This is a genomic window from Ruegeria sp. CDSB086, from assembly GCF_059611065.1.
In genome coordinates this window covers 400071-422942 of sequence record NZ_JBXWOV010000003.1, presented here as the reverse complement: position 1 = coordinate 422942, position 22872 = coordinate 400071, and the positions used below count along the sequence as shown (strand labels likewise).

The 22872-nt window shown below is 59.8% G+C and carries 23 protein-coding genes, 1 tRNA gene and 1 riboswitch; of the genes, 6 read left to right on the top strand and 18 right to left on the bottom strand.

Translation table 11 applies throughout. The features are described from left to right. Positions 1 to 35 precede the first annotated feature (35 nt). Genes cobF through cbiE form a run of 6 tightly spaced genes read right to left on the bottom strand, consistent with a single transcriptional unit; the run spans position 36 to position 5173 of the window. Positions 36 to 779, bottom strand: coding sequence for a precorrin-6A synthase (deacetylating) (gene cobF, locus AC2FIO_RS08950; RefSeq protein ID WP_496697022.1), 744 nt, complete (start codon positions 777 to 779; stop codon positions 36 to 38). Further along, the gene (gene cobA / locus AC2FIO_RS08945) at positions 772 to 1500 is read right to left on the bottom strand and encodes a uroporphyrinogen-III C-methyltransferase (RefSeq protein ID WP_496697020.1); all 729 of its coding nucleotides are present in this window, start codon (positions 1498 to 1500) and stop codon (positions 772 to 774) included. The genes cobF and cobA overlap by 8 nt, the downstream gene beginning before the upstream one ends. Beyond that, on the bottom strand, positions 1497 to 2825 hold the full coding sequence (locus AC2FIO_RS08940; protein ID WP_496697018.1) for a cobyrinic acid a,c-diamide synthase CobB: 1329 nt from the start codon (positions 2823 to 2825) through the stop codon (positions 1497 to 1499). The genes cobA and AC2FIO_RS08940 overlap by 4 nt, the downstream gene beginning before the upstream one ends. Beyond that, positions 2818 to 3612, bottom strand: a complete 795-nt coding sequence (cobM, locus tag AC2FIO_RS08935) for a precorrin-4 C(11)-methyltransferase (protein WP_058274182.1) — start codon at positions 3610 to 3612, stop codon at positions 2818 to 2820. Before cobM ends, AC2FIO_RS08940 begins: the two co-directional genes overlap by 8 nt. After that, positions 3609 to 3977, bottom strand: coding sequence for a cobalamin biosynthesis protein (locus tag AC2FIO_RS08930; protein WP_109313944.1), 369 nt, complete (start codon positions 3975 to 3977; stop codon positions 3609 to 3611). Before AC2FIO_RS08930 ends, cobM begins: the two co-directional genes overlap by 4 nt. Then, the gene (gene cbiE / locus AC2FIO_RS08925) at positions 3974 to 5173 is read right to left on the bottom strand and encodes a precorrin-6y C5,15-methyltransferase (decarboxylating) subunit CbiE (protein WP_496697016.1); all 1200 of its coding nucleotides are present in this window, start codon (positions 5171 to 5173) and stop codon (positions 3974 to 3976) included. The genes AC2FIO_RS08930 and cbiE overlap by 4 nt, the downstream gene beginning before the upstream one ends. On the opposite strand from cbiE, the gene AC2FIO_RS08920 reads away from it, so the two are divergent. Continuing rightward, complete coding sequence (locus AC2FIO_RS08920; RefSeq protein ID WP_496697014.1) at positions 5172 to 5921, top strand: cobalt-precorrin-6A reductase; 750 nt, start codon at positions 5172 to 5174, stop codon at positions 5919 to 5921. The two genes, cbiE and AC2FIO_RS08920, sit on opposite strands and share 2 nt — an antisense overlap. Here AC2FIO_RS08920 and cobJ read toward each other — a convergent pair. From cobJ to AC2FIO_RS08880, 8 genes are all read right to left on the bottom strand, one after another. Continuing rightward, a complete protein-coding gene (gene cobJ / locus AC2FIO_RS08915) occupies positions 5894 to 6646 on the bottom strand; it encodes a precorrin-3B C(17)-methyltransferase (RefSeq protein WP_496697012.1) in 753 nt (250 codons plus the stop codon). The genes AC2FIO_RS08920 and cobJ overlap by 28 nt on opposite strands. After that, the gene (locus AC2FIO_RS08910; RefSeq protein ID WP_109313940.1) at positions 6643 to 7371 is read right to left on the bottom strand and encodes a precorrin-2 C(20)-methyltransferase; all 729 of its coding nucleotides are present in this window, start codon (positions 7369 to 7371) and stop codon (positions 6643 to 6645) included. Before AC2FIO_RS08910 ends, cobJ begins: the two co-directional genes overlap by 4 nt. Continuing rightward, a complete protein-coding gene (locus AC2FIO_RS08905; RefSeq protein WP_496697010.1) occupies positions 7368 to 7997 on the bottom strand; it encodes a precorrin-8X methylmutase in 630 nt (209 codons plus the stop codon). Before AC2FIO_RS08905 ends, AC2FIO_RS08910 begins: the two co-directional genes overlap by 4 nt. Next, positions 7997 to 9124 (bottom strand): precorrin-3B synthase, encoded by a 1128-nt coding sequence (gene cobG / locus AC2FIO_RS08900; RefSeq protein ID WP_496697008.1) that lies wholly within the window; start codon positions 9122 to 9124, stop codon positions 7997 to 7999. The genes AC2FIO_RS08905 and cobG overlap by 1 nt, the downstream gene beginning before the upstream one ends. Next, positions 9121 to 12414, bottom strand: a complete 3294-nt coding sequence (gene cobN / locus AC2FIO_RS08895) for a cobaltochelatase subunit CobN (protein ID WP_496697006.1) — start codon at positions 12412 to 12414, stop codon at positions 9121 to 9123. Before cobN ends, cobG begins: the two co-directional genes overlap by 4 nt. Before the next feature lie 3 nt (positions 12415 to 12417). Further along, a complete protein-coding gene (cobW, locus tag AC2FIO_RS08890) occupies positions 12418 to 13473 on the bottom strand; it encodes a cobalamin biosynthesis protein CobW (RefSeq protein ID WP_109313936.1) in 1056 nt (351 codons plus the stop codon). Continuing rightward, complete coding sequence (locus AC2FIO_RS08885) at positions 13470 to 13859, bottom strand: DUF1636 family protein (protein ID WP_496697004.1); 390 nt, start codon at positions 13857 to 13859, stop codon at positions 13470 to 13472. The genes cobW and AC2FIO_RS08885 overlap by 4 nt, the downstream gene beginning before the upstream one ends. Positions 13860 to 13943: 84 nt before the next feature. Further along, positions 13944 to 14153, bottom strand: a riboswitch (cobalamin riboswitch). Between the two features lie 286 nt (positions 14154 to 14439). Then, positions 14440 to 14513: transfer RNA gene (locus AC2FIO_RS08880), tRNA-Cys, on the bottom strand. Positions 14514 to 14740: 227 nt separating this feature from the next. Here AC2FIO_RS08880 and AC2FIO_RS08875 point away from each other — a divergent pair. The 3 genes from AC2FIO_RS08875 to AC2FIO_RS08865 all read left to right on the top strand — a co-directional run bounded on the left by AC2FIO_RS08875 (position 14741) and on the right by AC2FIO_RS08865 (position 17747). Further along, positions 14741 to 15394, top strand: a complete 654-nt coding sequence (locus AC2FIO_RS08875; protein WP_496697107.1) for a protein-L-isoaspartate O-methyltransferase family protein — start codon at positions 14741 to 14743, stop codon at positions 15392 to 15394. A 95-nt stretch (positions 15395 to 15489) separates the two neighbouring features. Then, entirely contained in the window at positions 15490 to 16908 is a 1419-nt protein-coding gene (locus AC2FIO_RS08870; protein ID WP_282119905.1) for a TolC family outer membrane protein, read from the top strand. 74 nt (positions 16909 to 16982) lie between these two features. Next, on the top strand, positions 16983 to 17747 hold the full coding sequence (locus tag AC2FIO_RS08865; protein ID WP_496697002.1) for a hypothetical protein: 765 nt from the start codon (positions 16983 to 16985) through the stop codon (positions 17745 to 17747). Between the two features lie 3 nt (positions 17748 to 17750). Here the strand turns inward: AC2FIO_RS08865 and AC2FIO_RS08860 are convergent, their stop codons facing one another. Then, positions 17751 to 19208: a cobyric acid synthase gene (locus AC2FIO_RS08860; protein ID WP_496697001.1), complete on the bottom strand. Its 1458-nt coding sequence runs from the start codon at positions 19206 to 19208 to the stop codon at positions 17751 to 17753. A gap of 60 nt (positions 19209 to 19268) precedes the next feature. On the opposite strand from AC2FIO_RS08860, the gene AC2FIO_RS08855 reads away from it, so the two are divergent. Then, positions 19269 to 19838, top strand: coding sequence for a cobalamin biosynthesis protein CobQ (locus AC2FIO_RS08855; protein ID WP_496696999.1), 570 nt, complete (start codon positions 19269 to 19271; stop codon positions 19836 to 19838). 67 nt (positions 19839 to 19905) lie between these two features. Here the strand turns inward: AC2FIO_RS08855 and AC2FIO_RS08850 are convergent, their stop codons facing one another. Continuing rightward, positions 19906 to 20226, bottom strand: a complete 321-nt coding sequence (locus AC2FIO_RS08850) for a DUF6280 family protein (protein ID WP_008757056.1) — start codon at positions 20224 to 20226, stop codon at positions 19906 to 19908. A gap of 218 nt (positions 20227 to 20444) precedes the next feature. Here AC2FIO_RS08850 and efp point away from each other — a divergent pair, with 218 nt between their 5' ends. Next, complete coding sequence (gene efp / locus AC2FIO_RS08845) at positions 20445 to 21008, top strand: elongation factor P (RefSeq protein ID WP_058274164.1); 564 nt, start codon at positions 20445 to 20447, stop codon at positions 21006 to 21008. Between the two features lie 58 nt (positions 21009 to 21066). On the opposite strand, the gene AC2FIO_RS08840 is transcribed toward efp, so the two are convergent. Both AC2FIO_RS08840 and ygfZ read right to left on the bottom strand, forming a co-directional pair. Then, on the bottom strand, positions 21067 to 22011 hold the full coding sequence (locus AC2FIO_RS08840; protein ID WP_282153716.1) for an ABC transporter transmembrane domain-containing protein: 945 nt from the start codon (positions 22009 to 22011) through the stop codon (positions 21067 to 21069). Between the two features lie 106 nt (positions 22012 to 22117). After that, positions 22118 to 22855, bottom strand: coding sequence for a CAF17-like 4Fe-4S cluster assembly/insertion protein YgfZ (ygfZ, locus tag AC2FIO_RS08835; RefSeq protein WP_496696998.1), 738 nt, complete (start codon positions 22853 to 22855; stop codon positions 22118 to 22120). Between the last annotated feature and the right edge of the window lie 17 nt (positions 22856 to 22872).

Below are 22872 nucleotides of genomic sequence, written 5' to 3'. Positions count from 1 at the left end.
TCCCGTGGGTAGCAGCCGCAGAAATTGCCTTCGGATCAGTCCACGCGCCTTTTCAGCAGATAAATGTCCATGATCCAGCCATGATCCGCCCGCGCTATTGCCCGCGTTTCGACAATCTGCGACGCTATATCAGCCAAAGGACCGTGGATCAGGATTTCTTCCTTCATTCCCACATAAGCGCCCCACCAGATTTCGTAGTCCGCCATCTCAAGGCTTTGAAACGAACACTCGCCGTCCAGCATAACAGCTACTTTTGAAGCGTTTAGCGGCCAGCCTTCATCCCGAATGCGCCGACCGGTGGTCACGACATACGGAGCGCCCAGATCGTTAATCGGTATCGCATGCGCTGCGGTCAGTGCCTGAAGCGCGGTGATACCAGGGATTACACGCGTCTCCGGTTGGGGTTGCAGCCGCGAGGCGATGCGCAGCGAACTATCGTAAAGCGAGGGATCGCCCCAGATCAAAAGGGCAACCCGCTTTGCATCACGATGCGCCGCGATCGCCTCCTGCCATCGCAGAGCGATGGCATCGTGCCATTCATCAACGCCGCGCAGATAGCCATCATCTGCGCGCCGTTTGGGGATATCAAAATATGCGATCTGCGGCGGGGTGTCGGTCACCTGCGCGATAATCTCCTCCCGCAAACCGGCCAGATCGGCCTTGTTCTCGCCCTTGCGCGGGATCAGGATCAGGTCTGCGTCCCGAATGGCACTAGCGCCTTGAAACGTCAGGTGGTCCGGATTGCCGGTGCCAATACCGATCAGGGTCAGGTCAAACATCGTCAGTCTCTGCAAGCGGGCCGTAAAGGATCAGGGCAGGGGCCGTGCCGATCTCAGCGCCCAGCTTGTCCGCCAACTCACCAACCGTGGATCGGTGTAGTACCTGATCCGGGGTTGAAACGGATTCGGCCATCAGCGCCGGTGTTTCCAGCGGCAAGCCATGTTCATTCAGCGCCTTGACCAGCAAAGGAAATGTGCGCTTGCCCATGAACACAACCGTGGTGGCATCTGGGTCGGCAAGCGCGGTCAAATTCAGATCGTCCGGCAGCTTGCCACTGACATCGTGGCCGGTGACGAATTGCACGCGACGCGCCGTGAGTCGCCGCGTCAGGGGAATGCCAGCCGCCGCTGCTGCGGCAACCGCTGATGGGATGCCAGGGATAATCTCATATTCGATCCTGGCCTCGCGCAGCGCCACCAGTTCTTCTTCCAGACGTCCAAACAGACCGCCATCGCCGGATTTCAGTCGCACAACGCGGGCACCGGTTTTGGCATAGTCTACCAACAGGCGGCTGACGTGGTCTTGTTTCGGTGACGGGCGACCGGCGCGTTTGCCGACGCCAACAAGGTCTGCGTCCTGATGCGCATGGCTCAGGATTGGGCCACTGCTGAGGTCATCGAACAGCACTGCGTCTGCCTTTTGCATCCGGTCCACGGCCTTAAGCGTCAGCAGTTCCGGATCCCCGGGACCGGAGCCAATGAACGAAACGAAACCGCTCATGCCTGCGCCTCTGCGATCAGATGAAAAAATGTTCCGGTCACGTTGCCCCGAAATGATCCGGTTTGTGGACCCTCAACCCCTTCAGCATCGAACACCCGGGCCAAAGGCGCATCGGGTTGTTCCACGATCGAAGAATAATGAAACTCATGGCCACGCAATGTCGCTTCAGCGGCATACCCTGCCATTGGGGCCAACAATTGCGCCTTGCGATACCCAAGATTGAACTTTCGCTTCTCATAGGAGGTCACGAGCCCAAGCAGACCTGCCATCTGATGCCGGCCCCCTTCCTTGTCGACCAGAGCTTCGCCCAAGGCCATATACCCACCGCATTCCCCATGAACGGGCTTTGTCTCCGCGTGTTTGCGCAGACCGCTCAGGAATGCGTCGGCAGCTGCCAAAGTGCCCGCGTGCAGTTCAGGGTAGCCACCGGGCAACCAGACCAGATCGGCATCCGCAGCCGGGGCTTCATTTGCCAGCGGTGAAAACGGCAGGATTTCCGCCCCCGCCGCGCGCCAGCCTTCCAGCAAATGCGGGTAGGTGAACGAAAACGCCGCATCTCGTGCAAGCGCGATCCGCTGTGCCGGAGGCCGCGGCAGCGCGGCTGACGATGGCCCCTTGGGGCCTGAGGAAGCCGCCGCCTTGATCGCCTCAAGATCCACATGCTCGCGCAGGAATGTGGCGTAACCGGCAATCGCGCTTTCCAGATCCGGGTGCTCGACCGCCTGAATCAAACCAAGATGCCGCTCGGGCAGGGTCAGATCTCCACGCCGGGGCAACACGCCCAGAACCGGCAATCCTGCTCGCTCCATACCCAACCGGGTCAGGCGTTCGTGGCGTGGGCTGGCGCAGCGGTTCAGGATCACACCGGCAAAGGGCAGGTCGGGATTGTACATCCGAAATCCCAGCGCAGTGGCCGCCGCAGATTGGGCCTGACCGCCCACATCCAGCACCAGAACTACAGGCCACCCCATACGCTGCGCGGTTTCCGCGCTTGATCCGTGCCCAAGCTCTCCGGGCTTGGCAACGCCGTCGAACAGGCCCATCGAACCTTCGGCCACGACGATATCCGCGCCTTCGGCCTGGGCAGAAATCGCGTTCAGCATCGGATCGGCCATCGCCCAGCTGTCTAGGTTGAACGAGGCGCGTCCGGCTGCGGCACGGTGAAAGGCTGGATCGATATAGTCCGGTCCGCTCTTGAACGGTTGCACCGTCAGGCCATCCTCGGCAAGCGCACGCAGAAGACCCAGCATGACGGTGGTTTTGCCTGTCCCGGAAGACGGCGCAGAAATCAGTAACCCCGGAGGGTTGGTCATCCCGTCATTCATTCTCGGGGCTCCAGCTTGACCATGGACTGTCCGCGCTTTGCGGGCGGTACCGGCGGTCGTAATCTTTTGAATAGAGACAGCTTTCGGCAAAGCCTTCGCCTGCAAGTGCCGGGCCAACCATGATCAGAGCGGTGCGAGAGATACTCTCGTCCAGTGCGTCTTTCAGGGTCGCCAACGTGGCGCGAATGATCCGTTCGTCCGGCCAGCTGGCGCGATATACCACTGCCACTGGGCAGTCTGCTCCATAGGCCGGGGTAAGGTCCGCGATCACGTTGTCCAGATTTCCGATCGACAGGTGAATGGCCAGAGTTGCGCCGGTACGGGCAAAGTTCTCAAGAGTTTCGCCTTCGGGCATTGAAGATGCGCGGCCGGGCGTCCGGGTCAGGACCACAGATTGCGCCAATCCGGGCAAGGTCAGTTCCGTTCCCAGCGATGCAGCCGCTGCGGCGAACGATGGTACACCGGGGGTCACGCTGACCGGAATGCCCATCTCCTTCAATCGCCGGATCTGTTCACCCATTGCCGACCAAACCGACAGGTCGCCGGAATGCAGACGTGCAATGTCATTGCCAGCCTTATGCGCTGCCTCAATCTCGGCCATGATCTGATCCAGATCCATTGGCGCGGTGTTGATGATCTTTGCGCCCTCGGGGCAGTGGGCCAGAATCTCTTCGGGCACCAGCGATCCTGCATACAGGCACACCGGGCACGACGCGATGATATCACGCCCCCGCAGGGTCAGAAGGTCGGCAGCGCCGGGTCCGGCGCCGATGAAATGAACGGTCATGTTTGTCCTCCGATGGCGACGGCGCAGGTTGCAAGCCGGTCGTCCGAAATCTGTCTGGGTGAGGTCAGCCGCGCGCCTGTTCCGGCAGCGGCAAGGGCGGATGCTTCGGCTACGCTGCCGGTGCCATAGGTGGCACGGCTGCGGTTCGAGCAGGTGAGAGTGCGCTGTCCCGCCAGATCGGCAGCAGCAATGAAATGCAGGGGCAGGGCGGTCTCTGCGGCAAACTCGGACAGCGCGGCGTGACCTTCCTTGTCGGCAACAGTGGCCAGCGCGTCGACGTTTTGCCCAACGCTGGCCCGCTCAAATACAGCGCGCAGGCTGTCCACAGTCGCAGTTGATGAAAACCCCAAACCTGCGATGATCATAGGATTACGCTCCACTGCACCACCGGATATGCGGATTTCCAACCACGCCGAGGCCCCAGTGCCGAAGCCTGCGCCAGTTCGATACGCAAAAGTTCTCCGCCTAGTTTTTCGTGCCATTGCGCCAGTAAGGCTTCGCTTTCCAGCGTCACAGCATTGGCGACCAACCTGGTGCCGACGGGCAGGGCGGCGTGCAGCCAATTCAGCAATTCGGTACTCAGGCCGCCGCCGATGAATACCACATCCGGAAACCCAAGGCCGTCCAGCGCGGTCGGCGCTGTGCCATGCACGACTTGCAGCCGGTCTTGCCCTAACGTGTCGGCATTTCGGCGAATGCGGTCCGCGCGATCCTCGCGGGGTTCGATCGTGGTTGCGGTCAGGGTCGGGTCGCACATCAGCCACTCGATGCTGATCGAGCCGGTGCCGCCGCCGATATCCCACAGATGCTCGCCGCGCTTGGGGGCCAGCGCCGACAGGGTCAGCGCCCGCACGGGGCGTTTGGTGATCTGGCCATCATTCTCGAAGATATCATCCGGCTTACCCGAGGCCTTGGGCAGCGCCTTTCCTTCACCCGCAACTTCAAGCCCAACGCAGACTGGATGGTCGAACCCGCCCAGCAGGGCTTCGGTCAGCGACACGCTGCGCGACCGTTCGCGGGGGCCGCCAAGGGCTTCCATGACATGCAATTGCGTATCGGCAAAGCCAGTTTCGTTCAGATATGTCGCAAGCTCGGCCACTGCAGCGCCGTTGCGCAGCAGCAGGATGGCGCGCAATCCAGGCGAAAGATGCGGGCGCAGACGGGTCAGCGGGGCGGCGTGCAGACCAAATGTCTGCGTGCTTTCCAACGGCCAGCCCAGACGTGCCGCAGCCAGCGAGAACGTGGACTGACCCGGATGGGCTGTCCATTCTCCGGCGTCGAAATTGCGCGCGATTACCGAGCCCGCGCCGAACCAAAAGGGATCGCCTGAAGCCAGAACAACTGTTGGGCGTCCGCGAAACCCGGTCAGGATCGGCAGGCCGTCGGAAAAAGGCACGGGCCAATCTACGCGCTGTGCGCCTGTGTCGGGGATCAGTGACAAATGGCGCGGCGGGCCCATGATGATTTCGGCACGCTCCAGTACTTGACGACTTGCGGGTGACAGGCCATCCAGTCCATCTTCGCCCAAGCCCAAAACGCTTAGCCACGGAGCTTCATGCATGACCAACCTCCTGATCCTTGGTGGCACGACCGAGGCCAATGCACTGGCCAAAACCTTGGCCGATCAGGGCATCCCGGCAACCTATTCCTATGCCGGTCGGGTAGACAATCCAAGGCCGCAGCCCCTGCCAGTGCGTGTTGGAGGGTTCGGCGGCGTCGAAGGCCTGACCCGTTACCTGACGGACCACGCGATCACTCATGTAGCCGATGCCACCCATCCCTTTGCCGCGCAAATGAGCACAAACGCCATTTCTGCGTGTCGCGAGGCCGGGGTGCCCCTGGTCGCTTTGACGCGCCCGGCATGGCGCGCGCAGGACGAAGATCGTTGGCAGCACGTTTCTGATATAGGCGCGGCGGTTACCGCCTTGAGCGGTCCAAAACGGCGCGTTTTTCTGGCCGTTGGCCGCCTGCATCTTGAAGATTTCGCGGCTCAGCCCCAACATCACTTCTTGCTGAGGCTGGTGGATGAACCGGATGCACTGCCGCTGCCCGATTGCGAGGCGATCGTGTCGCGCGGACCTTTCACTGAAGCAGGGGACCGGGCGCTGATGCTGCAGCATGGAATTGAACTGGTTGTGTCCAAGAACTCTGGCGGCAACGGTGCACGCGCAAAGCTGGATGCCGCGCGCGCTCTGGGCGTACCGGTGCTGATGATCGACAGGCCGACCCTTCCGCAAAGGACCGAATTGTCGAACGTGACGCAGGTTCTGGACTGGTTGGCTCATTCCGGGGTGAACCTCGGGGTATAGACGATCGGCGCGCTGTCACGGTTGATGACGCGCGTCAGGGATGACCCGACAATGACGACGGTTTGCATGTCAGCCATGTCAGGCGTCGCCTCGGCCAGTGTTGAAATCCGGATCGCCTCATCCGCGCGGGATACGGCACGCGCGAACAGGATCAGGCGCTCGGGCTCGCATTCTTCGCGTAGGATTTCCAGTGTTTTTACAAAGCCTTCCGGGCGGGATTTCGAGCGCGGGTTATAAAACGCCATCGCGAAATCCGCCTGTGCTGCTAGGCGAAGACGTTTTTCAACCAGCGACCAGGGTTTCAGATTGTCGCTGAGGTTGATGGCACAGAAATCATGGCCCAGCGGTGCCCCGGCCCGCGCGGATGCCGCCAGCATCGCTGTTATGCCGGGTAGGACATCTATGGGAATGTTACGCCACTCGGAGGGACCGTTCTCTAGGGCTTCGAACACGGCCGCCGCCATGGCGAACACACCGGGGTCGCCAGAAGATACGACGACCACCCGTTTCCCCTCAGCCGCCATCTGCAATGCGTGTTGGGATCGGTCGATCTCGACCCGGTTGTCGCTGGCATGCAGCGTCAAACCAGGGCGCTCGGCCACGCGCGCGACATAGGGGATGTACCCGACCACGTCCGTGGCATCCGTCAACGCAGCTGAAACCTCGGGGGTTACGAGATCTTCGTTACCTGGCCCCAGGCCCGCAATCTTAACCCAACCGCTCATGGCCGCCGTCCCTGACCATGCACGATGATGATCGAGAAATAGGGCGTCACCTTTTCGCATGCCTCGGACAGTTTCGTCACCACCTGGTTCGGCATCTGTGCAAACTCGACGATCCATGCGCGGTCATACAGACCGGCTGTTTTTAGCGCGCGCTTCACCTTGTCGATATTGCGTCCGATTTTCATGACAACCAACGCGTCGGTCTGCGCCATGCGAATTGCCAGATCTTCTTCGGGCAGGGTGCCGACCAGTACTGTCAGCACATCATCGCCCCAGGTGATCGGGTTACCCGTTGCTGTCCATGCGCCGGACATGCCGGTAATGGCTGGCACGACCTCTACATCAGCCTGATCGCGCAAGCGGCTGTAAAGATGCATGAAAGACCCATAGAAAAACGGATCACCCTCACACAGAACCACCACATCCTCACCCTGATCCGATAGGGCTTTGAGATGCGCGGCGCAGTCTTTGTAAAAGGCCGAGAGCAGTTCGTTATAGCGCGGATCAGCCAGCGGAATTTCCGTAGTGACAGGGTATTCCATGGGAAACTCAACTGCGCTGTCCGGGATCATCCCATTGACGATCTTGCGTGCCTGACCGCTGCGACCAGGCTTGCGAAAGAACGCGACGTGACGTGCATTGCGGAGCAGGCGGTCGGCCCGCACGCTCATCAGGTCCGGATCACCGGGACCAAGGCCTACGCCGTATATCTTGCCGGCGCTCATTCGGTGCGGCTCGCAATGGCGTTGATTGCGGCGACGGTGATGGCGCTGCCGCCCAGACGGCCTTTGACGATGCAAGATGGTACAGGCTGGGCCTCCCACAATGCGTCCTTGGATTCGACGGCACCGACAAAGCCCACCGGGCAGCCGATGATGGCGGCCGGGCGCGGGCAGTCGGGGTCTTCCAGCATATTCAGCAGGTGAAATAGCGCGGTCGGCGCATTGCCGATCGCGACCACAGCGCCTTCCAGATGTGGACGCCACAGCTCCAGCGCGGCGGCAGAGCGGGTATTGCTCATCTCAGCTGCCAACGGGCGTACGCGCTCGTCATGCAGGGTGCAGATCACCGGATTGTCGGCGGGAAGGCGGAACCGGGTCACGCCTTCGCTGACCATCCGTGCATCGCACAGGATTGGTGCGCCATTCTCCAACGCGGTCCGTGCGGCTGGCACGAAGCACGGCGAAAAATGTACGAATTTTTCCAGACCGACCATTCCGGCGGCGTGGATCATGCGAACCGCAACCTGCTCTTCATCAGCGTCAAAACGCGCCAGATCGGCCTCGGACCGGATTGTGGCAAAGCTTTGCTTATAGATCGCTGCGCCGTCGGTTTCGTATTCATAGGGCATCAGGTGAGGTCCATAGTCATAAGTGTTTCGGGTGTCAGCCCGCGTTGGGACGGCTCATCCCCCGCGCGACCGTTTTTGACAAGATCAAATCGTCCGTCGTTGCCGACCAGTGTGACATTTGCCGGACCCATACGGGCACAGCCTTTGGCACAACCGGATACATGCAAACTTCCTGGGATTTGGGCGGCCAAGACGCGGGCAACTTCGCGGGTTTCCACCTGAGCTTGCGGGCAGAACGGTGCGCCGGGGCAGGCATCGGTTGTCATCAGCGGGTCGGTGCCATCTATGACAAAGTCCGGTGCTTGTATCGCCGCCCCGCCTTCCAGCAGAATCAGCCGCCATGGGGTGACCCGCAAGGCAGACGCCCCGCTGTCTGCAATGAGGTCAGAGAGCTGTCGCGCCGGCAATTGTCCGAACACCGCGCCATACAACACACCCAGATCGCAGACGCCGGGCTGCGGCGGTGTGCCGATGTCACCGGGCGCGCTGCCTTGCCACTCCGCTGGCAAATCCTGCGTCGCGGCCACCCGCGCCATGCGGCGGGTTTCTGGCGTGAAACGTTCGGAAAACCATCCGGCCAAGGCGATAAGCCGGTCAATTGCGTTGGTTTCTGTGACCCGGCAGCCAGTCTTGGCCCCGTCGGCGCGCAGGATGAGGCCATCAGTGCCTGCCTCGACCCGGATATCGGCCGAATCCGCCGCCAACAGGCGCTTGGGGCCAGTGTCGATGGCAAAGCCGAATTTGGCGGGCAGAGTCGGCAATTCCTCCAACCGGTCGATCAGCTCCTGTGTCAGATGTGCGGTTCGATCACTTGATCGGTATAGGGGCGACACCAGGATATTGCGGCGCATTTCAATACCGGGCTCAGCATCCAAAAGGTTCAGCGCGGCCAGCTCGGCCAGCAATGCTTGATGATCGTCTTCTTTTACCCCGCGCAGCTGTAAATTGGCGCGGTTGGTCAGGTCGATCGTGCCATTGCCAAATTGCTCGGCCAACTCACAAAGACCACGTGTTTGTTCCGCGCTCAAACGGGCCAGACGCGGGCGCACCCGAACCACCAGACCATCGCCCGACATCATCGGCCGATGCGCACCGGGGCACCAACCCTGAACGACCGGGGCGCTCATCCCAGCCCCTCCAGATCGGCCCGGATTGAGTTGCGGCGGGTGTTCCAAAGGCCCGCGTCCAACAACGCGCGGAACCTGTCCTGCATCGCCTGATACGCGCGCGGGTTGGCCTCTTGCAAAAATGCGTCGACCTCGGCGTCGCCCAAAGTCGCGTCGTGATAGAGGTCGAACAGATGCGGCGCGACCGTGCCAGACAGATGGGCGAAAGAGGCCATATGATCCAGCGTCGCCGCTATTTCCGCAGCGCCCCGGAAGCCATGCCTTTGCATGCCTGCGATCCAGTTCGGGTTGGCGGCACGGGCGTGAACGACACGGCTGATTTCTTCAGGCAGCGTTCGGGCGCGCGGGTTATCCGGGTTGGTGTTGTCCAGATGGTATAGCTGCGCCGTACCACCGGTGATTTTCTTGGCGGCGGCGAATCCGGCCTCATGGGTGGCATAGTCGTTGGCCAACAGCAGATCGGTTTCGGTCAGATCCTGCAGGTGCACGAAACTGTCGGCATTCGTGACCCGTTGGGTAATGCCGTCCATATCCTGTGTGATGTATTCGCCTTCCAAAGCGAAAGAGCTGGCCTCAAGCCATGCCTCACCCGCCTGCGCGCGGGCCTCATCCGTATAGATTTCGGACAGCTGGGTCATGTTCACGCCATAGCTGCCCGGGGCCGGGCCAAAGACGCGCGCCGCCGGGGCCTGTCCGGCATAAGGGTTCCAGTCCGGGGCTTCATCGCGATCCGACAACGCGCGAACAGCTTGACCATAAAGCGCTGAAAGGGTCGGGAACACATCGCGGAACAAGCCTGAGACGCGCAAGGTCACGTCCAGACGTGGGCGGCTGAGGTCAGTGATGGGCAGCACTTCGATGCCCGACACCCGCTCGGACCCTTTGTCCCAAACGGGTTTGACGCCCAGCAAGTGCAGCGCCATGGCAAACTCTTCGCCCGCCGTGCGCATCGTGGCTGAACCCCAGAGATCAACGATCAACCCCTTGGGATAATCGCCCTCTTCCTGCAGGTGTCGCCGCACCAATTCTTCGGCCAGCTTCACGCCTTGGGTATAGGCTGCACGGGTGGGGACTGAGCGCGGATCGGTGGTATACAGATTGCGCCCGGTGGGCAGCACGTCTGACCGTCCGCGGTAGGGGGACCCGGACGGGCCTGCCTCAATCCGTTTTCCTGCTAGCGCGTCGATCAATGCCGTGCGTTCGGCATGGGCAGAAGGAGCCGTGTCAAAATTGGCGGTGGCTTCGGGCACACGTCCAAAGATATGCAGCCCGTCTCCGAACTGGCTTTCCTTGATGTCACAGACGAAACGATCGATCCGGGTGATCGCCTCGGCGATGCAGGTGGCCTGATCGAGACCGAGGTCGTTCTCCAGCCCGATGGCTTGCGCTTCGTCCCGAATATCTTCTTGCAGGCGGTCGCGGCGCTTGGGGTCCAGACCATCTGCGTTCGAGAACTCATCCAGCAGCGATTCCAGCCGAACCATCCGATTCGGGGTACCGCTTTCCTTCATTGGCGGTGGGATATGGCCGAGCGTGACCGCCCCGATCCGGCGCTTGGCCTGCGCGGCCTCGCCAGGGTCGTTGACGATGAAGGGGTAGATGACAGGTAGATCGCCAATCAGTACCTCGGGCCAGCATTCGTTGGACAGCGCCACAGATTTGCCTGGCAGCCATTCCAGCGTACCGTGCGCGCCGATATGGATCAGTGCATCCGTACCAAGACCTTTGCGCAGCCAAAGGTAGAAGGCCACGTAGCTGTGGCGCGGGGTACGCGACAGGTCATGATAATCGTCATCACGCAACTCGGGCGTGCCGCGTTCAGGTTGCAACGCGACCAGCGCCTTGCCGCGGCGCAGGGCGGTGAAGTGGAACGCGCCATCTGCAAAGGCCGGATCATCCTCGGGCTTGCCCCAGACGGTTTCGAGGTCTGCGCGCAGTTGTTCCGGCAAGTCTGCCAGCGCAGTAAGATATTCGCCAAGCGACCACGTAATCCGCGCGTCCAACAACGTATCAGAAATCGGCTGGGCAGGAGCGGTGTCATACCCTTCGCCCTGCAGGTCGGCCAGCATCGCCTCGGCCGAGGCCAAAGCATCGAGGCCCACCGCATGGGCCATCTGCCAGTCTTTGCCGGGATAGGTGGACAGCACCAAGGCGGGGACCTGATCCCCTTTGGGCTTGTCGTTCAGGTTCAACCAGCCGGTGACCCTGTCGATGATAGCCTCGATCCGTTCCGGTTCAGCCCGGTGGGCAAAACGGGAATACTCCAGATGCGGGTCACGCTTGCCCGGTTCCTTGAAAGAGGCGATGCCTGCCGAGATCCGACCGTCCACTTCGGGCAGGACGACATGCATCGCTAGATCAGCGGGCGAAAGACCGCGTTCCGCCTCGGCCCAAGCCTGGCGGCGTGAGGTGGCCAGAGCAACCTGAAACACCGGCACATTGGCGGCGTCCAGTGGAGAGGTGCCGGATGCGCCCTTGCCCGAGAAAGAGGTGGCATTAATGATCGCCGCCGGGTTCAGCGCCACGACATTTTCGCGCAGCCAATCGGCGGCAAGCGGGGCTTTCAGCGAGGGAGCGAACAGACCGACGGCCTCAAACCCGCGTGCGCGCAGGCTGCGGATCAAAGTTGCGACCGGGGCGGTGTCCGCCGAGGTAAGGTAAGCCCGGTAGAACGTTACCAAGATACGCTTTGCGTCGGTGGTGAACGCTTTATCCGCCGGGATGACGCCGCGATCCGGGCACCATGCACCGCATTCGGGCAGGGTCTTGGCCCCCATCACGGGTCCGGCATAGAGACCCGCCGCAAGCGCCATCTGGGCAAGAGCCGCTTGCGCCGCGACTTCACCGCCGGTGTCACAGAGATGCGCAAGCCGCCGCAGGGTCGAGACGGGCAGGGTGGAGTAGTCATCCAGCCGAGTATCCTCGCGCCCGTCGGCGGGTAGGACGGCCAGCGCGATGCCTTTAGCCTGTGCCAGCGCCAGAACTTGCTGCAAGCCATAGGACCAGTAAGGGACGCCGCCGATCAAACGGATCAGAATGCCCTTGGCGCCCTCGAGCGTTTGCTCGACATAAGTGTCGACAGACAGCGGGTGTTTCAACGCGGTCAGATTGGCCAATCGCATCGTCGGCATGCGACCTTCGGACCCGCCACCGCGATGCCATCCTGCCGCGAAAGCGCCAAGGTCGCTGTCCGAAAAGGACAGCACCACCAGATCCGCCGGGCTCTGACCCAGATCGGTCGGGGTTTCGGTCTCTTCTAACCCGTGGCTTTCGCGGAAGACGACGTGCATGGCTTACTCGGCGGCCTCGGTCACACCCACGAGGATATCGCGGATTGCGGCCTCATTGATGTCGTCATGCTCGGCAATGACCACCAGGCGCGAGCGGCGCTCTTCGCCGGGCTCCCACGGCCGGTCATACTGGTGACGTACGCGGGCACCAACGGCCTGCACCAGCAGACGCATAGGTTTGCCCTGAACGGCGGCATAGCCTTTGACGCGCAGAATGTTCAGATCATTGGCCAGACGTTCGATATTGGCGACCAGTTCCGCCGGGTCGGTCTGTTCGGGCAACTCGACGATGATGCTTTCGAAATCGTCGTGTTCGTGGTCGTGGTGGCCGTCGTGATGCGACGGGCGCGCGTCCATGTCATCCTCGGCGGCGGCTTCGAGGCCCAATACGACGCGGACGTCCACGGCGCCTTCGGCGACTTCCACTACGGGCAGGGGGCGGGGAGCTTCGTCGGCGATGATCCCTTTGGCCTTCACCACGCCTTCGGGGCCAGCCAGATCGGGCTTGGTCAGCAGGATGATATCCGCGCAGGAGATCTGATCCTCGAACACCTCAGACAGGGGCGTTTCGTGGTCGATCGAGTCGTCAGCCAGGCGCTGGGCGTCCACGGCTTCGACATTTGGTGCGAAACGCCCAGCGGCGACGGCCTCGGCGTCCGCCAGAGCGATCACACCATCAACGGTGATTTTCGAGCGGATATCGGGCCAATCAAACGCCTTGAGCAGCGGTTTGGGCAGGGCGAGACCGGACGTTTCGATCAGGATGTGATCGGGGCGCGGCTCCAGCGCCATCAGCGCCTCAATGGTCGGGATGAAATCATCGGCTACGGTGCAGCAGATGCAGCCATTCGCCAGTTCCATGATGTTTTCCGCCGGGCAATCCGGAATGGCGCAGGATTTCAGAATATCGCCATCCACACCCACATCACCAAATTCGTTGACGATAACGGCCAGGCGCTTGCCCTGCGGATTCTGCATCAGGTGCTTTACCAGGGTGGTTTTGCCCGAGCCCAGAAAGCCGGTGATCACAGTGACGGGGAGTTTTTCGAGATTGCTCATTTCAGGGCTCCAATCGGGGGAATGCGGGCCGCACAGTTTTTGCGGAAATGTTCGGGGCGTTCGCGCCATTTCACCAGACCGTCTTCGGCGGCCAGATATTTGGTTACGCCTTCGACGATGGTCTCGACATGGTCGGTCTCGTCGAGGTTTTCATAAACGAAGGTCCATCGGGATGGGCCACCGCGCAAAACGATCGAGCATCCTTGATCACAGTTCGACAGGCATTCCACCGGTTTCAGGTCTACGCCGTCAGGCAAGCCCGCCTGTTCAAGTGCTTTATGCAGCAAAGTACCGGGTCGCTGGGTGTCATCTTCGATGGGTAACCCACGGCGGCATGTCGTGCAGACCAGCAATTCGACTGGTGTGGTCTCGGTCACGTCTCTCATCCCCCTCATCCTTTATACGGGGGACGGGGTTTCATGCGGGCCACGCGTCTGCACATGGACCCGACACCGGAACACCCCGCCCGGTTTCAACTTCGGGTGCTGGCAGGTCTCCCGGCTTGCGGATGTCAGAGGCGGGCCTCTGTCGGATGTCCCGCCTTCCCGGCCTATTAGGCCAGTGGCTTTGGGCACCCTCTCCGGTCACGGTCGCGGGGGCGGCTGTGCTTGGCGGAATAACCGCTGGCACATTCCCTTTTCATCCATCCGGGGATGGACACCAACGCATGCGACATGCGGCACGGGCAGGGGGCTTGTCAAGCACGACTGGGGTTTGAAAACCCGCTACGTCAGAAAAGCGACTTGCCGAAGTCAGTCAGCGGCATCCGATGCGATCCGATCACGCAGCGAGGCGCAATTCAGCCCGGCCGTCGCAGATGATTCAGCACTTCTCGGTTTGGCAATCAAGTAGTGCGGTTGTGTAAATGGAATCGCTGGACCCGCAATCGCAACATGCATCTGATACTGAACTTTAGGCGTCCGAAATTGCGAAAGCAGCGCAGAAAGCTAAGTGCTTGGAAATAAATGGAGGCGAGTACCGGAATCGAACCGGTGTACACGGATTTGCAATCCGCTGCGTCACCACTCCGCCAACTCGCCTTTTCAAGTAAAATCAAATACTTGCCGTGGTGTGATCGGCGTTTTAACAGCTTTCGACAGGAGCGTCCAGAGGGGGGAGCGCAAATTTCAGGGCCGGGTGCCAACTTAGTCTTTGGTTGCGACGTTGTATCTTGTGAAGATTGCAAAGTTTCCGTGTCTGGGCCGTTGCCGGTTTTTCAAGGATGTGGCAGAACTCAATCACCCAAGGGAGCAAGATGAGCGATCCAATGACAGATTTCGCAGCCCGCCGCCGGACGATGGTCGATACGCAGATACGTCCTTCTGATGTCACGAAGTTTCCCATCATAGACGCGATGCTGACCGTCAAGCGCGAGAATTTCGTGCCGGACGCGCAGCGCGAAGCGGCATATGTCGAGGGATTGATCGAACTGGGTGATGGGCGCTGCATGTTGGAGGCGCGGACCCTGGCTAAGATTCTGGACATATTGAACATTTCGAACGACGAGTCGGTTTTGGATATTGCTCCGGCCTTGGGGTATTCGACGGCAGTCGCCGCGCGCATGGCACAGCTGGTTGTTGCCGTAGAGGAAGATGAAAATCTGGCGGCCGAATCTCAGTCTATCCTGATGGAGGCGGAGGCTGACAATGCGATTGTCCATGTCGGCCCGCTTGAGCAAGGTGCCCCCGAACATGGGCCCTATGACGTGATTATGGTCCAGGGTGGTGTGGAACAGGTTCCGGATGCGTTGATCGCGCAACTTAAGGACCATGGGCGAATTGCGTGCCTTTTTGTCCAAGGTGCACTGGGGATCGTCCGTATCGGCCATAAATCTGGGGATCGGGTGACCTGGCGGGACGCGTTTAATGCCAATGCACCGATTTTGCAGGCATTTTCCACGAACCGTGTATTTTCGCTATAGTTTTATGGCGGATTGTTCTGCCGCCTTGATTAGTTGAACACAAACGCGCAAACTGTCGGCAGAGCAGCGTAATTTTGATTTGAGAGGATTTCGTTATGAGTTCTATGGCGGGAGGAAAGCTGGTCAAGGCGCTGGCGCTGACTGCGGGGGTCGCACTTAGCTTTGTACCGGGACGGGCCGTTTGGGCCGACAATATTACTGACGCATTCATTGGCGCGTACAATACCAGCGGGTTGCTGGAACAGAACCGCGCATTGTTGCGTGCGGCGGACGAAGACGTGGCAATTGCATTGTCAGCGCTTCGACCGATCATCAACTGGACGGTCGCGATTAGCAGCAACTATAACCGTCGCAACGTCAGCGATGTGGTGACAAGAACCGACCCGAACAACTTCTTTACGGGGCTGACCCTCAGCCAACTGCTCTACGATGGTGGGGCCGCTGTTCTGGGCAAGCAATCGGCGCAAGAAACGGTGCTGTCGACCAGGCAGACCCTTGTTGATATCGAACAGCAGGTTTTGTTCCGCGGTGCCAATGCGTATCTCGAAGTGCTGCTGCAGGAAGAAACCGTACAGATCCGCCTGAACAACGTCGATGTATCGGCAGAGGAACTGCGCGCATCGCAGGACCGGTTTGATGTTGGCGAAGTCACGCGTACGGACGTTGCGCTGTCACAAGCCCAGCTTGCAAGCTCGCAAGCTGATCTGGCCGTTGCACGCGGTAACCTCGACACGGCGCGGGCGGAATACGTGAATGCCGTTGGCAAATCGCCCGGACGCACAGCTGGTCAACCGAGCCTGCCAAATCTGCCAAGCTCGGAACCGCAGGCCGTCAGCCTGGCGCAGCGAAACCACCCCGCCATTCTTTCGGCACAGCATCAGGTGCGTGCCTTCGACCTGATCGTTGCGCAACAGCGCGCCAACCTGGGTCCGAATGTCAGCCTGAACGCCGACGCCGGTATCACTGAGACCTATGACAACGATGACAATATCGAAGACGGCAGTGTTTCGCTGAACTTCAGTCAGCCGATTTACGCTGGTGGCCGTTTGGCCGCAAGCGTGCGCCGCGCCATGGCTACACGGGATGCATCGCGCGCCAACCTGTTGAATGTGCAGAAAGATATCACTCAGGGTGTGACAGATGCCTACGCCCGTTTCCAAGCCGCGTCAGCAAGTTTGCGGGCGTCGACCGAACGGGTGCGGGCATCGCAGGTGGCATTTGATGGTATCCGCGAAGAAGCTACTTTGGGTGCCCGGACCACGCTGGATGTACTGAACGCACAGCAGGATTTGCTGGACGCGCAACTGGCCGAGGTTGCATCGCGGATCGAGCGATCGCGGGCCGCATACCAGTTAGTGCAGGCACAGGGCCTGTTGACCGCCGAACGTTTGGGACTGGCCGTGCAGATCTATGATCCGACGCTGTACTATAACCTGGTCAAGAAAGCGCCGGCTCAGGTCAGCAGACAAAGCAAGGACCTGGATCGCGTTCTCAAAGCGTTGCGTCGCGACTAAGGGCCAATACTATCTGTTGTGACGACCGGTTTGTTTGGCTACACTCAATCCTGAGGATAGAGCGGTAGAGAACAATGACGGAAAAAGTCGTGAACGGCAGAGTAGAGGACGTGCTGTCCTCGATCAAACGGCTAGTCGGTGAAAGAGGTGAGCAAACCTCGGAGTCGGCGCCTTCAATCGCCCGCAAGCCCGGGCGATTGGTACTTACCGATGCATTGCGAGTCGGCGGAACGTCCAGCATTCAGGACGGCCCGGAGAATGAAACAGAGGTCAAAGCAGGCTACACGGCTGACGCGTCGGTCAAGCCGATGCTTCTGCGCGCGTGCGACATCGTTAATCGTGAAGACCCCGCCAACAAAGAACAGGCCGCGCCAGAGCCGCCCAAAAACCCGACTAACAGTCTGAGCGCAAAGATCGAAGCCCTAGAAGCGGCGATTGCACGCACTGAGGACCAGTGGGAGCCGGATGGCGACAGCGAAGACGAGTACTCCGGTACTCCGGCGAAGGCCCTTGAATTCAGCGCGCGCAAAGAATTTACGGATACCGAGGGAAAGAAAGCCGAACCCACTCAGGCAAAGGCCAAAGAAGCTGTCGCGACGACCAAGGCAACTTTCGTTCGCGACCCCGAGGTGATCACCGCACCACCTGTTCACCCAGTCGAAGCAGCAGCGGAAGATTCAGCGATAGCTGGTATTAGCGAAGACGCATTGCGCAAAATGATCGCTGAGGTTGTCCGTGAAGAATTGCAGGGTGTTTTGGGCGAACGTATCACCCGCAACGTCCGTAAGATGGTCCGGCGCGAAATCTACAAGGCCCTGGCCGAGCAGGACCTCGAGTAACACTCAGACGCTTTTGGGCGTTTCTGCAAGCGCCAGCAGGCGGTCGAGATCCATATTCTGTTCAAGGTGGTCGGCCAGCGCGTTCAACGTATCATCGACCCCGTCTTCATAGGCCAGGTCCGAGGTCACGCCCAATCGCGACAGGTAAGTCGCGCGGAATGCGTCCGAGCTGAAGATACCGTGCAGGTAACTGCCGCGGATACGACCAGAGGCGTTTGCAGCACCTTCTGGCCGCCCCTCGACCTCGAGCCAAGCGCGAGCGCAATCAGGGCCTTCGGTACGGCCCATGTGGATTTCGTAGCCCGACACCGGTTCTCCTCCGCCAAGGGCGCGGGCCGATGTGAGCGTTACCTGTTTCTTCCCTGCCATCACGGTCTCAACATCCAGCAGGCCCAACGCTTCAACAGTCCCCGGTTGTCCGTCGACGCCATCCGGATCAGCGATTGTCTTGCCCAGCATTTGATAGCCGCCGCACAGGCCCAGAACATGGCCGCCCCGGCGGACATGGGCATATAGGTCGATATCCCAGCCCTGAGCCCGGAAATAAGCCAGATCGCCAATGGTGGATTTGCTGCCTGGCAGCAGTACCAAATCGGCATCACCGGGCAGGGGGCGTCCTGCTGGCACGATCTCGACCGAGACACCGGGTTCGGCAGACAAAGGGTCGAGGTCGTCAAAATTTGCCATGCGTTCTAACTGCGGAACAACCACCTTGCAGGCCCCGCCAGAGTGGGACCGGATATCCATCATATCCTCGGCTGGCAGTTTCCACGCATCATGGAACCAGGGAACGACGCCCAGACAGGGCCATCCGGTACGTGCAGCGATTTCATCGCGACCTTCATCGAAAAGGGATACGTCGCCTTTGAACCGATTGACGGCAAAACCCCGGATCATCTCCAGATCGCCTGCATCCAATACCGCCTGGGTGCCTACGATCTGGGCAATGACACCCCCGCGGTGAATGTCACCTACCAGAATAACGGGTACGGCTGCAGCGCGCGCAAATCCCATATTGGCGATGTCACCCTTGCGCAGGTTGGTTTCGGCCGGGCTACCCGCGCCTTCGATCAGGACAAGATCCGCGTCGCTGCACAAGCGGTCAAAGCTTTCAAGCGCTGCGCCCAGCAGTTTGGATTTATCCTTGCGGTAATCGCCCGCTTTCATCGTGCCGGCGCGTTGGCCCTGAACGATGATCTGAGCGCCAGTGTCGGTTTCCGGTTTCAGCAGAATCGGGTTCATGTCCGTATGCGTCGCACGCCGCGCCGCCAGCGCTTGCAGGGCCTGTGCACGGCCGATCTCTCCGCCATTTTCGGTGACGGCGGCATTGTTCGACATGTTCTGCGGTTTGAACGGTGCAACGCGCAGCCCGCGCCGGGTGAAAGCCCGCGCCAGACCGGCCACTAGAACCGATTTCCCGACATTGCTGCCGGTGCCCTGAATCATGATGGACCGAACCATGGACTGTCTCCTATGTTGACGCGCAGATGACCTGATTTGCGGGCAAAGGAAAAGCCAAAGTTGAACACGCCAGCGCATCTTTTGATCGGAGTTGCAGCCTTTGCCCGCCCAGCCCACGGACGTATCCTGTGGGCCGCTCTGTTGGGTTCGCTATTGCCGGACCTGTCGCTTTACGTGATGGCGGGCACGTCCCTTTACGTGCTTGGGATTCCCCTAAGCGTGGTCTTCAACCAGCTTTATTTTTCCGACGGCTGGCAGACCGTGTTTGCGATCGACAATTCCTTTGTCCTTTGGGGGGGGGCCTTGCTTGTCGGGGTATGGATGCGCTGGAAGGTCTGGACCGTTGGGGCGTCCGCCGGGTTGCTGCATCTTTCGATGGATTTTCTGCTGCATGCCGGGGATGGGCGGCCGCAGTTCTGGCCATTCAGCAATTGGGTGTTTCACAGCCCCATCAGCTATTGGGACAGCACGCATCACGCTTTGTGGGTGGCACCAATTTCGGCCGTGCTTTGTGTCGCGTGTTACGCCATTTTGTGGCGTCGCGGCATGCCCATCTGGGCGAAAGCGTTCTTTGCCGTGCTGCTGATGGCCGAACTGTGGGTCGCGCGGCAGTGGCTGTTGTTCTTTTGAATGATGGCATAAGAAAAGCGCGCTCCCAGCTAGGGAGCGCGCTTTTTCATGCGAAAGTCACCTTGGATCAGGCGGCTTCTGCTTGTTGGGCCGCGTTGCGACGTTCGCTTTCTTCACGCGACAGCGCAACCGAGGTGCGCACACCACGTCCAACGAACTCCATCAGTCCGCCAACAACGCGCTCATTCGGGTCGATACCCGCGCAGGACAGGACCTCGCGACCATCACGAGAGCGCGCCCACCGGGCAATTTGTTCCGGACCATTGCCATATTTTTTGTCATCGGCAATAGCGTCATCCAGCGCAGCCAGTACGACAGCCGCGAAAAGTTTGCGTGCACGATTGCCTTGCTCGTTGTTAAAGGCAGTGCCGTCAACGAAATCTCTCATCTCGTCTTCCTTGTTGTTCTTGCTCTTGCATTTTCGGCGTGACGGTTCTTATGACCGATTAAGTGCGATTCGGATACACTTAAAATGCATAGTTGCGTTGCGTCATTTGCATAGCTTGCTGCAGGTGCAGCACTAAGTCTCGTCATCTTGTCAGGTGTGTTCCCGCCAGATATAGGAGCGGGAACTGACGCATCAACCGTTTGTGAAGGATTTAAGTCATGCCCAAGATAAATGGGAACGAAATTCGCCCCGGAAATGTGCTTGAGCATAACGGCGGGCTATGGGCCGCTGTCAAAGTTGACCACGTAAAGCCCGGTAAAGGCGGTGCTTTTGCACAGGTCGAACTGCGCAATCTGCGTAATGGCTCGAAGTTGAACGAGCGGTTCCGCTCGGCTGACAAAGTGGAACGCGTGCGTCTTGAGCAGAAAGACCAGCAGTTTCTGTACGAATCTGACGGCATGCTGGTTTTCATGGATTCCGAGACATATGAGCAGATCGAATTGCCTGCGGAACTGCTGGGCGAACGCCGCCCGTTTCTGCAGGACGGCATGACAATTGTTGTCGAATTTTATGAAAGCGAGGCTCTGAACGCCACGGTGCCTCAGAAAGTGACCTGCAAGATCGTTGAGACCGAGCCTGTGGTCAAAGGTCAGACCGCCGCGAATTCGTTCAAACCGGCCATTCTGGACAACGGTGTCAAAGTCATGGTGCCGCCATTTGTCGGTCAGGATGAGATGATCGTGGTGAACACCGAAACCATGGATTATTCCGAACGCGCCTAACCACGCGTTTGCCAGAGTAAAGAAAAACCGCGTGGACCCGTGCCGCGCGGTTTATTTGTCAGCTGCCCCGTCTGATTTGGCGATACCGTTCGGGATTGGGGCCAAACAGTTCAAGCATCAGTTCATACTTGATGCGATTGGCGCTGACCTGCCGGTAAAAGGCGATCAGGAATGCCGTGGGGCCCTGAATGCGGCTGAGGCCGCTTGTGGCGGCGACCACAGTGCCGACATCCGTTTTCCCGTTCAGAACCAAATAGCCGCCCAACATCAGGACACCGACTGTTCCGGCTCCGTTTATGACGCTCAGTAGAAACTTGGCCGAAAGTTTCCAGATGAACATCTTGCGCCGTGTTTCGTAGATCTCGTCGAACTGCGCCTCAACCTCGCGCGCGATTTCGTTGATCCGCTCGACATTCAGCTTATCGTTGGCTCCGCGTAAAATCCGGACACGTTCGGCGACAAACACGTTCACCTTGCGTTGGGATACCAGCACGATGATGATCTGCGGCACGATCATCGAAAAGGCGATCATGCCCAGCCCAGGTTGCGTTGACGAGATATAGCCGATCACACTGATCAACGTGCCGATCTGAACGACCGGGTCCGAGAAAGCGCCGCCCGCGAATTTCCCCAGCTCTTCTGCCTCGGCTGAAATCGCCGTGGTCATCGTGCCCTTGCGCATCGTTTCGCCCGAGACATTGATATCTGAGGCACGCAGCAGCAGCCTTTGGCGGATCATGCGGATCAGATCTTCGCCCAACGTTCCTGCGCGATAGCTCAAAAGCCACTTTAGGGCGAGGCTGAGTAAGATGACCGACATCATTCCGACACCCAGGTAGATCAGCCTGTCCGTGCTTACATCGGCCGAGGTCAGGTGGTTGATGATGTCGCGCTGAAACTCCAGCGGAACTGCAGCCAGACCCGCAATCGCAATGGACAGAACGATGAGGATGATCTGCCGTCCGGCGCTGGCGCGCCAGATTGCCCTGTATAGCTGGAACATACGTGCATCCGGATTGCTGATTTCAAACCAGTGTGACAGCGCGGTTGGCTATGTTCAAACCACACCAATTCAGTCGGTCGCTCAGCCGTGCCGGTTCGGCAACACGTTAAGTGTCCAACTGTATGGTGGCGTCACCGGCCTGCATGTCGTTACCCACGCGGTCCAATCGCAAATAGGCGATCCCGCGACCATTGGATTGGGTGAACAATGTACCGGCCGGTTTTCCGCCAGAAGTAATTGCAGTTCCAACCGCTGCAGACCCAGTGACGCTAACGCTGCGCAGACCCTTGCGCAGTTCAGTCTTGTGTTTCATCCGCGCGGTGACTTCTTGCCCGACATAACAGCCTTTCTTGAAGTCCACGCCGTTTAGCGCCTCGAACCCGGCCTCAAGGATATAGCTTTCGGGTGTCAGTTCGATTCCAGTTTCCGGAATGCAGTGTCGCACGCGGATTGAATCCCAATCTGTACCGTCGTCGCTTTCCGAACCCGATGTATAGGTCCGCCAGCCCATATCCGGGTGCCTTGGGTCGGGCAGGGCACCTTCGGGCGCAGGGCCAGTACCGCGCTGCAGGCTCAGGTCGCTGTCTTCGATGCTGACATCTGCGCGTAGCTTGTACATGCCCAACCGTTTGGCAAATCCATCGGCAAGGCCTTCGGCAACATCCAGCAAAACCGCGTCACCCTCGCGCTTCAGAAAGAAGTCCGCCAGGTATTTGCCTTGTGGGGTCAGCAGGGCGGCGTAGACCAGCCCATTGTCCAACCCTGCGATGTCGTTGGTGATCAACCCTTGAAGAAAGCTGTCGGTGTCCGAGCCGCTCAGGCGCAATATACGGCGGTTGGGCATCTGGGTTGTCCTCGTCT

Excerpts from the sequence above, each read along its gene's own strand:
- AC2FIO_RS08840 (WP_282153716.1), bottom strand. The coding sequence starts at position 22,011 with ATGTTCCAGCTATACAGGGCAATCTGGCGCGCCAGCGCCGGACGGCAG.
- AC2FIO_RS08920 (WP_496697014.1), top strand. The coding sequence starts at position 5,172 with ATGACCAACCTCCTGATCCTTGGTGGCACGACCGAGGCCAATGCACTG.
- efp (WP_058274164.1), top strand. The coding sequence starts at position 20,445 with ATGCCCAAGATAAATGGGAACGAAATTCGCCCCGGAAATGTGCTTGAG.
- AC2FIO_RS08860 (WP_496697001.1), bottom strand. The coding sequence starts at position 19,208 with ATGGTTCGGTCCATCATGATTCAGGGCACCGGCAGCAATGTCGGGAAA.
- AC2FIO_RS08875 (WP_496697107.1), top strand. The coding sequence starts at position 14,741 with ATGACAGATTTCGCAGCCCGCCGCCGGACGATGGTCGATACGCAGATA.
- cobW (WP_109313936.1), bottom strand. The coding sequence starts at position 13,473 with ATGAGCAATCTCGAAAAACTCCCCGTCACTGTGATCACCGGCTTTCTG.
- cobG (WP_496697008.1), bottom strand. The coding sequence starts at position 9,124 with ATGAGCGCCCCGGTCGTTCAGGGTTGGTGCCCCGGTGCGCATCGGCCG.
- AC2FIO_RS08870 (WP_282119905.1), top strand. The coding sequence starts at position 15,490 with ATGAGTTCTATGGCGGGAGGAAAGCTGGTCAAGGCGCTGGCGCTGACT.
- cobN (WP_496697006.1), bottom strand. The coding sequence starts at position 12,414 with ATGCACGTCGTCTTCCGCGAAAGCCACGGGTTAGAAGAGACCGAAACC.
- AC2FIO_RS08905 (WP_496697010.1), bottom strand. The coding sequence starts at position 7,997 with ATGCCCTATGAATACGAAACCGACGGCGCAGCGATCTATAAGCAAAGC.
- AC2FIO_RS08850 (WP_008757056.1), bottom strand. The coding sequence starts at position 20,226 with ATGAGAGATTTCGTTGACGGCACTGCCTTTAACAACGAGCAAGGCAAT.
- AC2FIO_RS08885 (WP_496697004.1), bottom strand. The coding sequence starts at position 13,859 with ATGAGAGACGTGACCGAGACCACACCAGTCGAATTGCTGGTCTGCACG.
- AC2FIO_RS08865 (WP_496697002.1), top strand. The coding sequence starts at position 16,983 with ATGACGGAAAAAGTCGTGAACGGCAGAGTAGAGGACGTGCTGTCCTCG.
- cobA (WP_496697020.1), bottom strand. The coding sequence starts at position 1,500 with ATGAGCGGTTTCGTTTCGTTCATTGGCTCCGGTCCCGGGGATCCGGAA.
- ygfZ (WP_496696998.1), bottom strand. The coding sequence starts at position 22,855 with ATGCCCAACCGCCGTATATTGCGCCTGAGCGGCTCGGACACCGACAGC.
- cobF (WP_496697022.1), bottom strand. The coding sequence starts at position 779 with ATGTTTGACCTGACCCTGATCGGTATTGGCACCGGCAATCCGGACCAC.
- cobM (WP_058274182.1), bottom strand. The coding sequence starts at position 3,612 with ATGACCGTTCATTTCATCGGCGCCGGACCCGGCGCTGCCGACCTTCTG.
- cbiE (WP_496697016.1), bottom strand. The coding sequence starts at position 5,173 with ATGCATGAAGCTCCGTGGCTAAGCGTTTTGGGCTTGGGCGAAGATGGA.
- AC2FIO_RS08940 (WP_496697018.1), bottom strand. The coding sequence starts at position 2,825 with ATGAATGACGGGATGACCAACCCTCCGGGGTTACTGATTTCTGCGCCG.
- AC2FIO_RS08910 (WP_109313940.1), bottom strand. The coding sequence starts at position 7,371 with ATGAGCGCCGGCAAGATATACGGCGTAGGCCTTGGTCCCGGTGATCCG.
- AC2FIO_RS08930 (WP_109313944.1), bottom strand. The coding sequence starts at position 3,977 with ATGATCATCGCAGGTTTGGGGTTTTCATCAACTGCGACTGTGGACAGC.
- cobJ (WP_496697012.1), bottom strand. The coding sequence starts at position 6,646 with ATGAGCGGTTGGGTTAAGATTGCGGGCCTGGGGCCAGGTAACGAAGAT.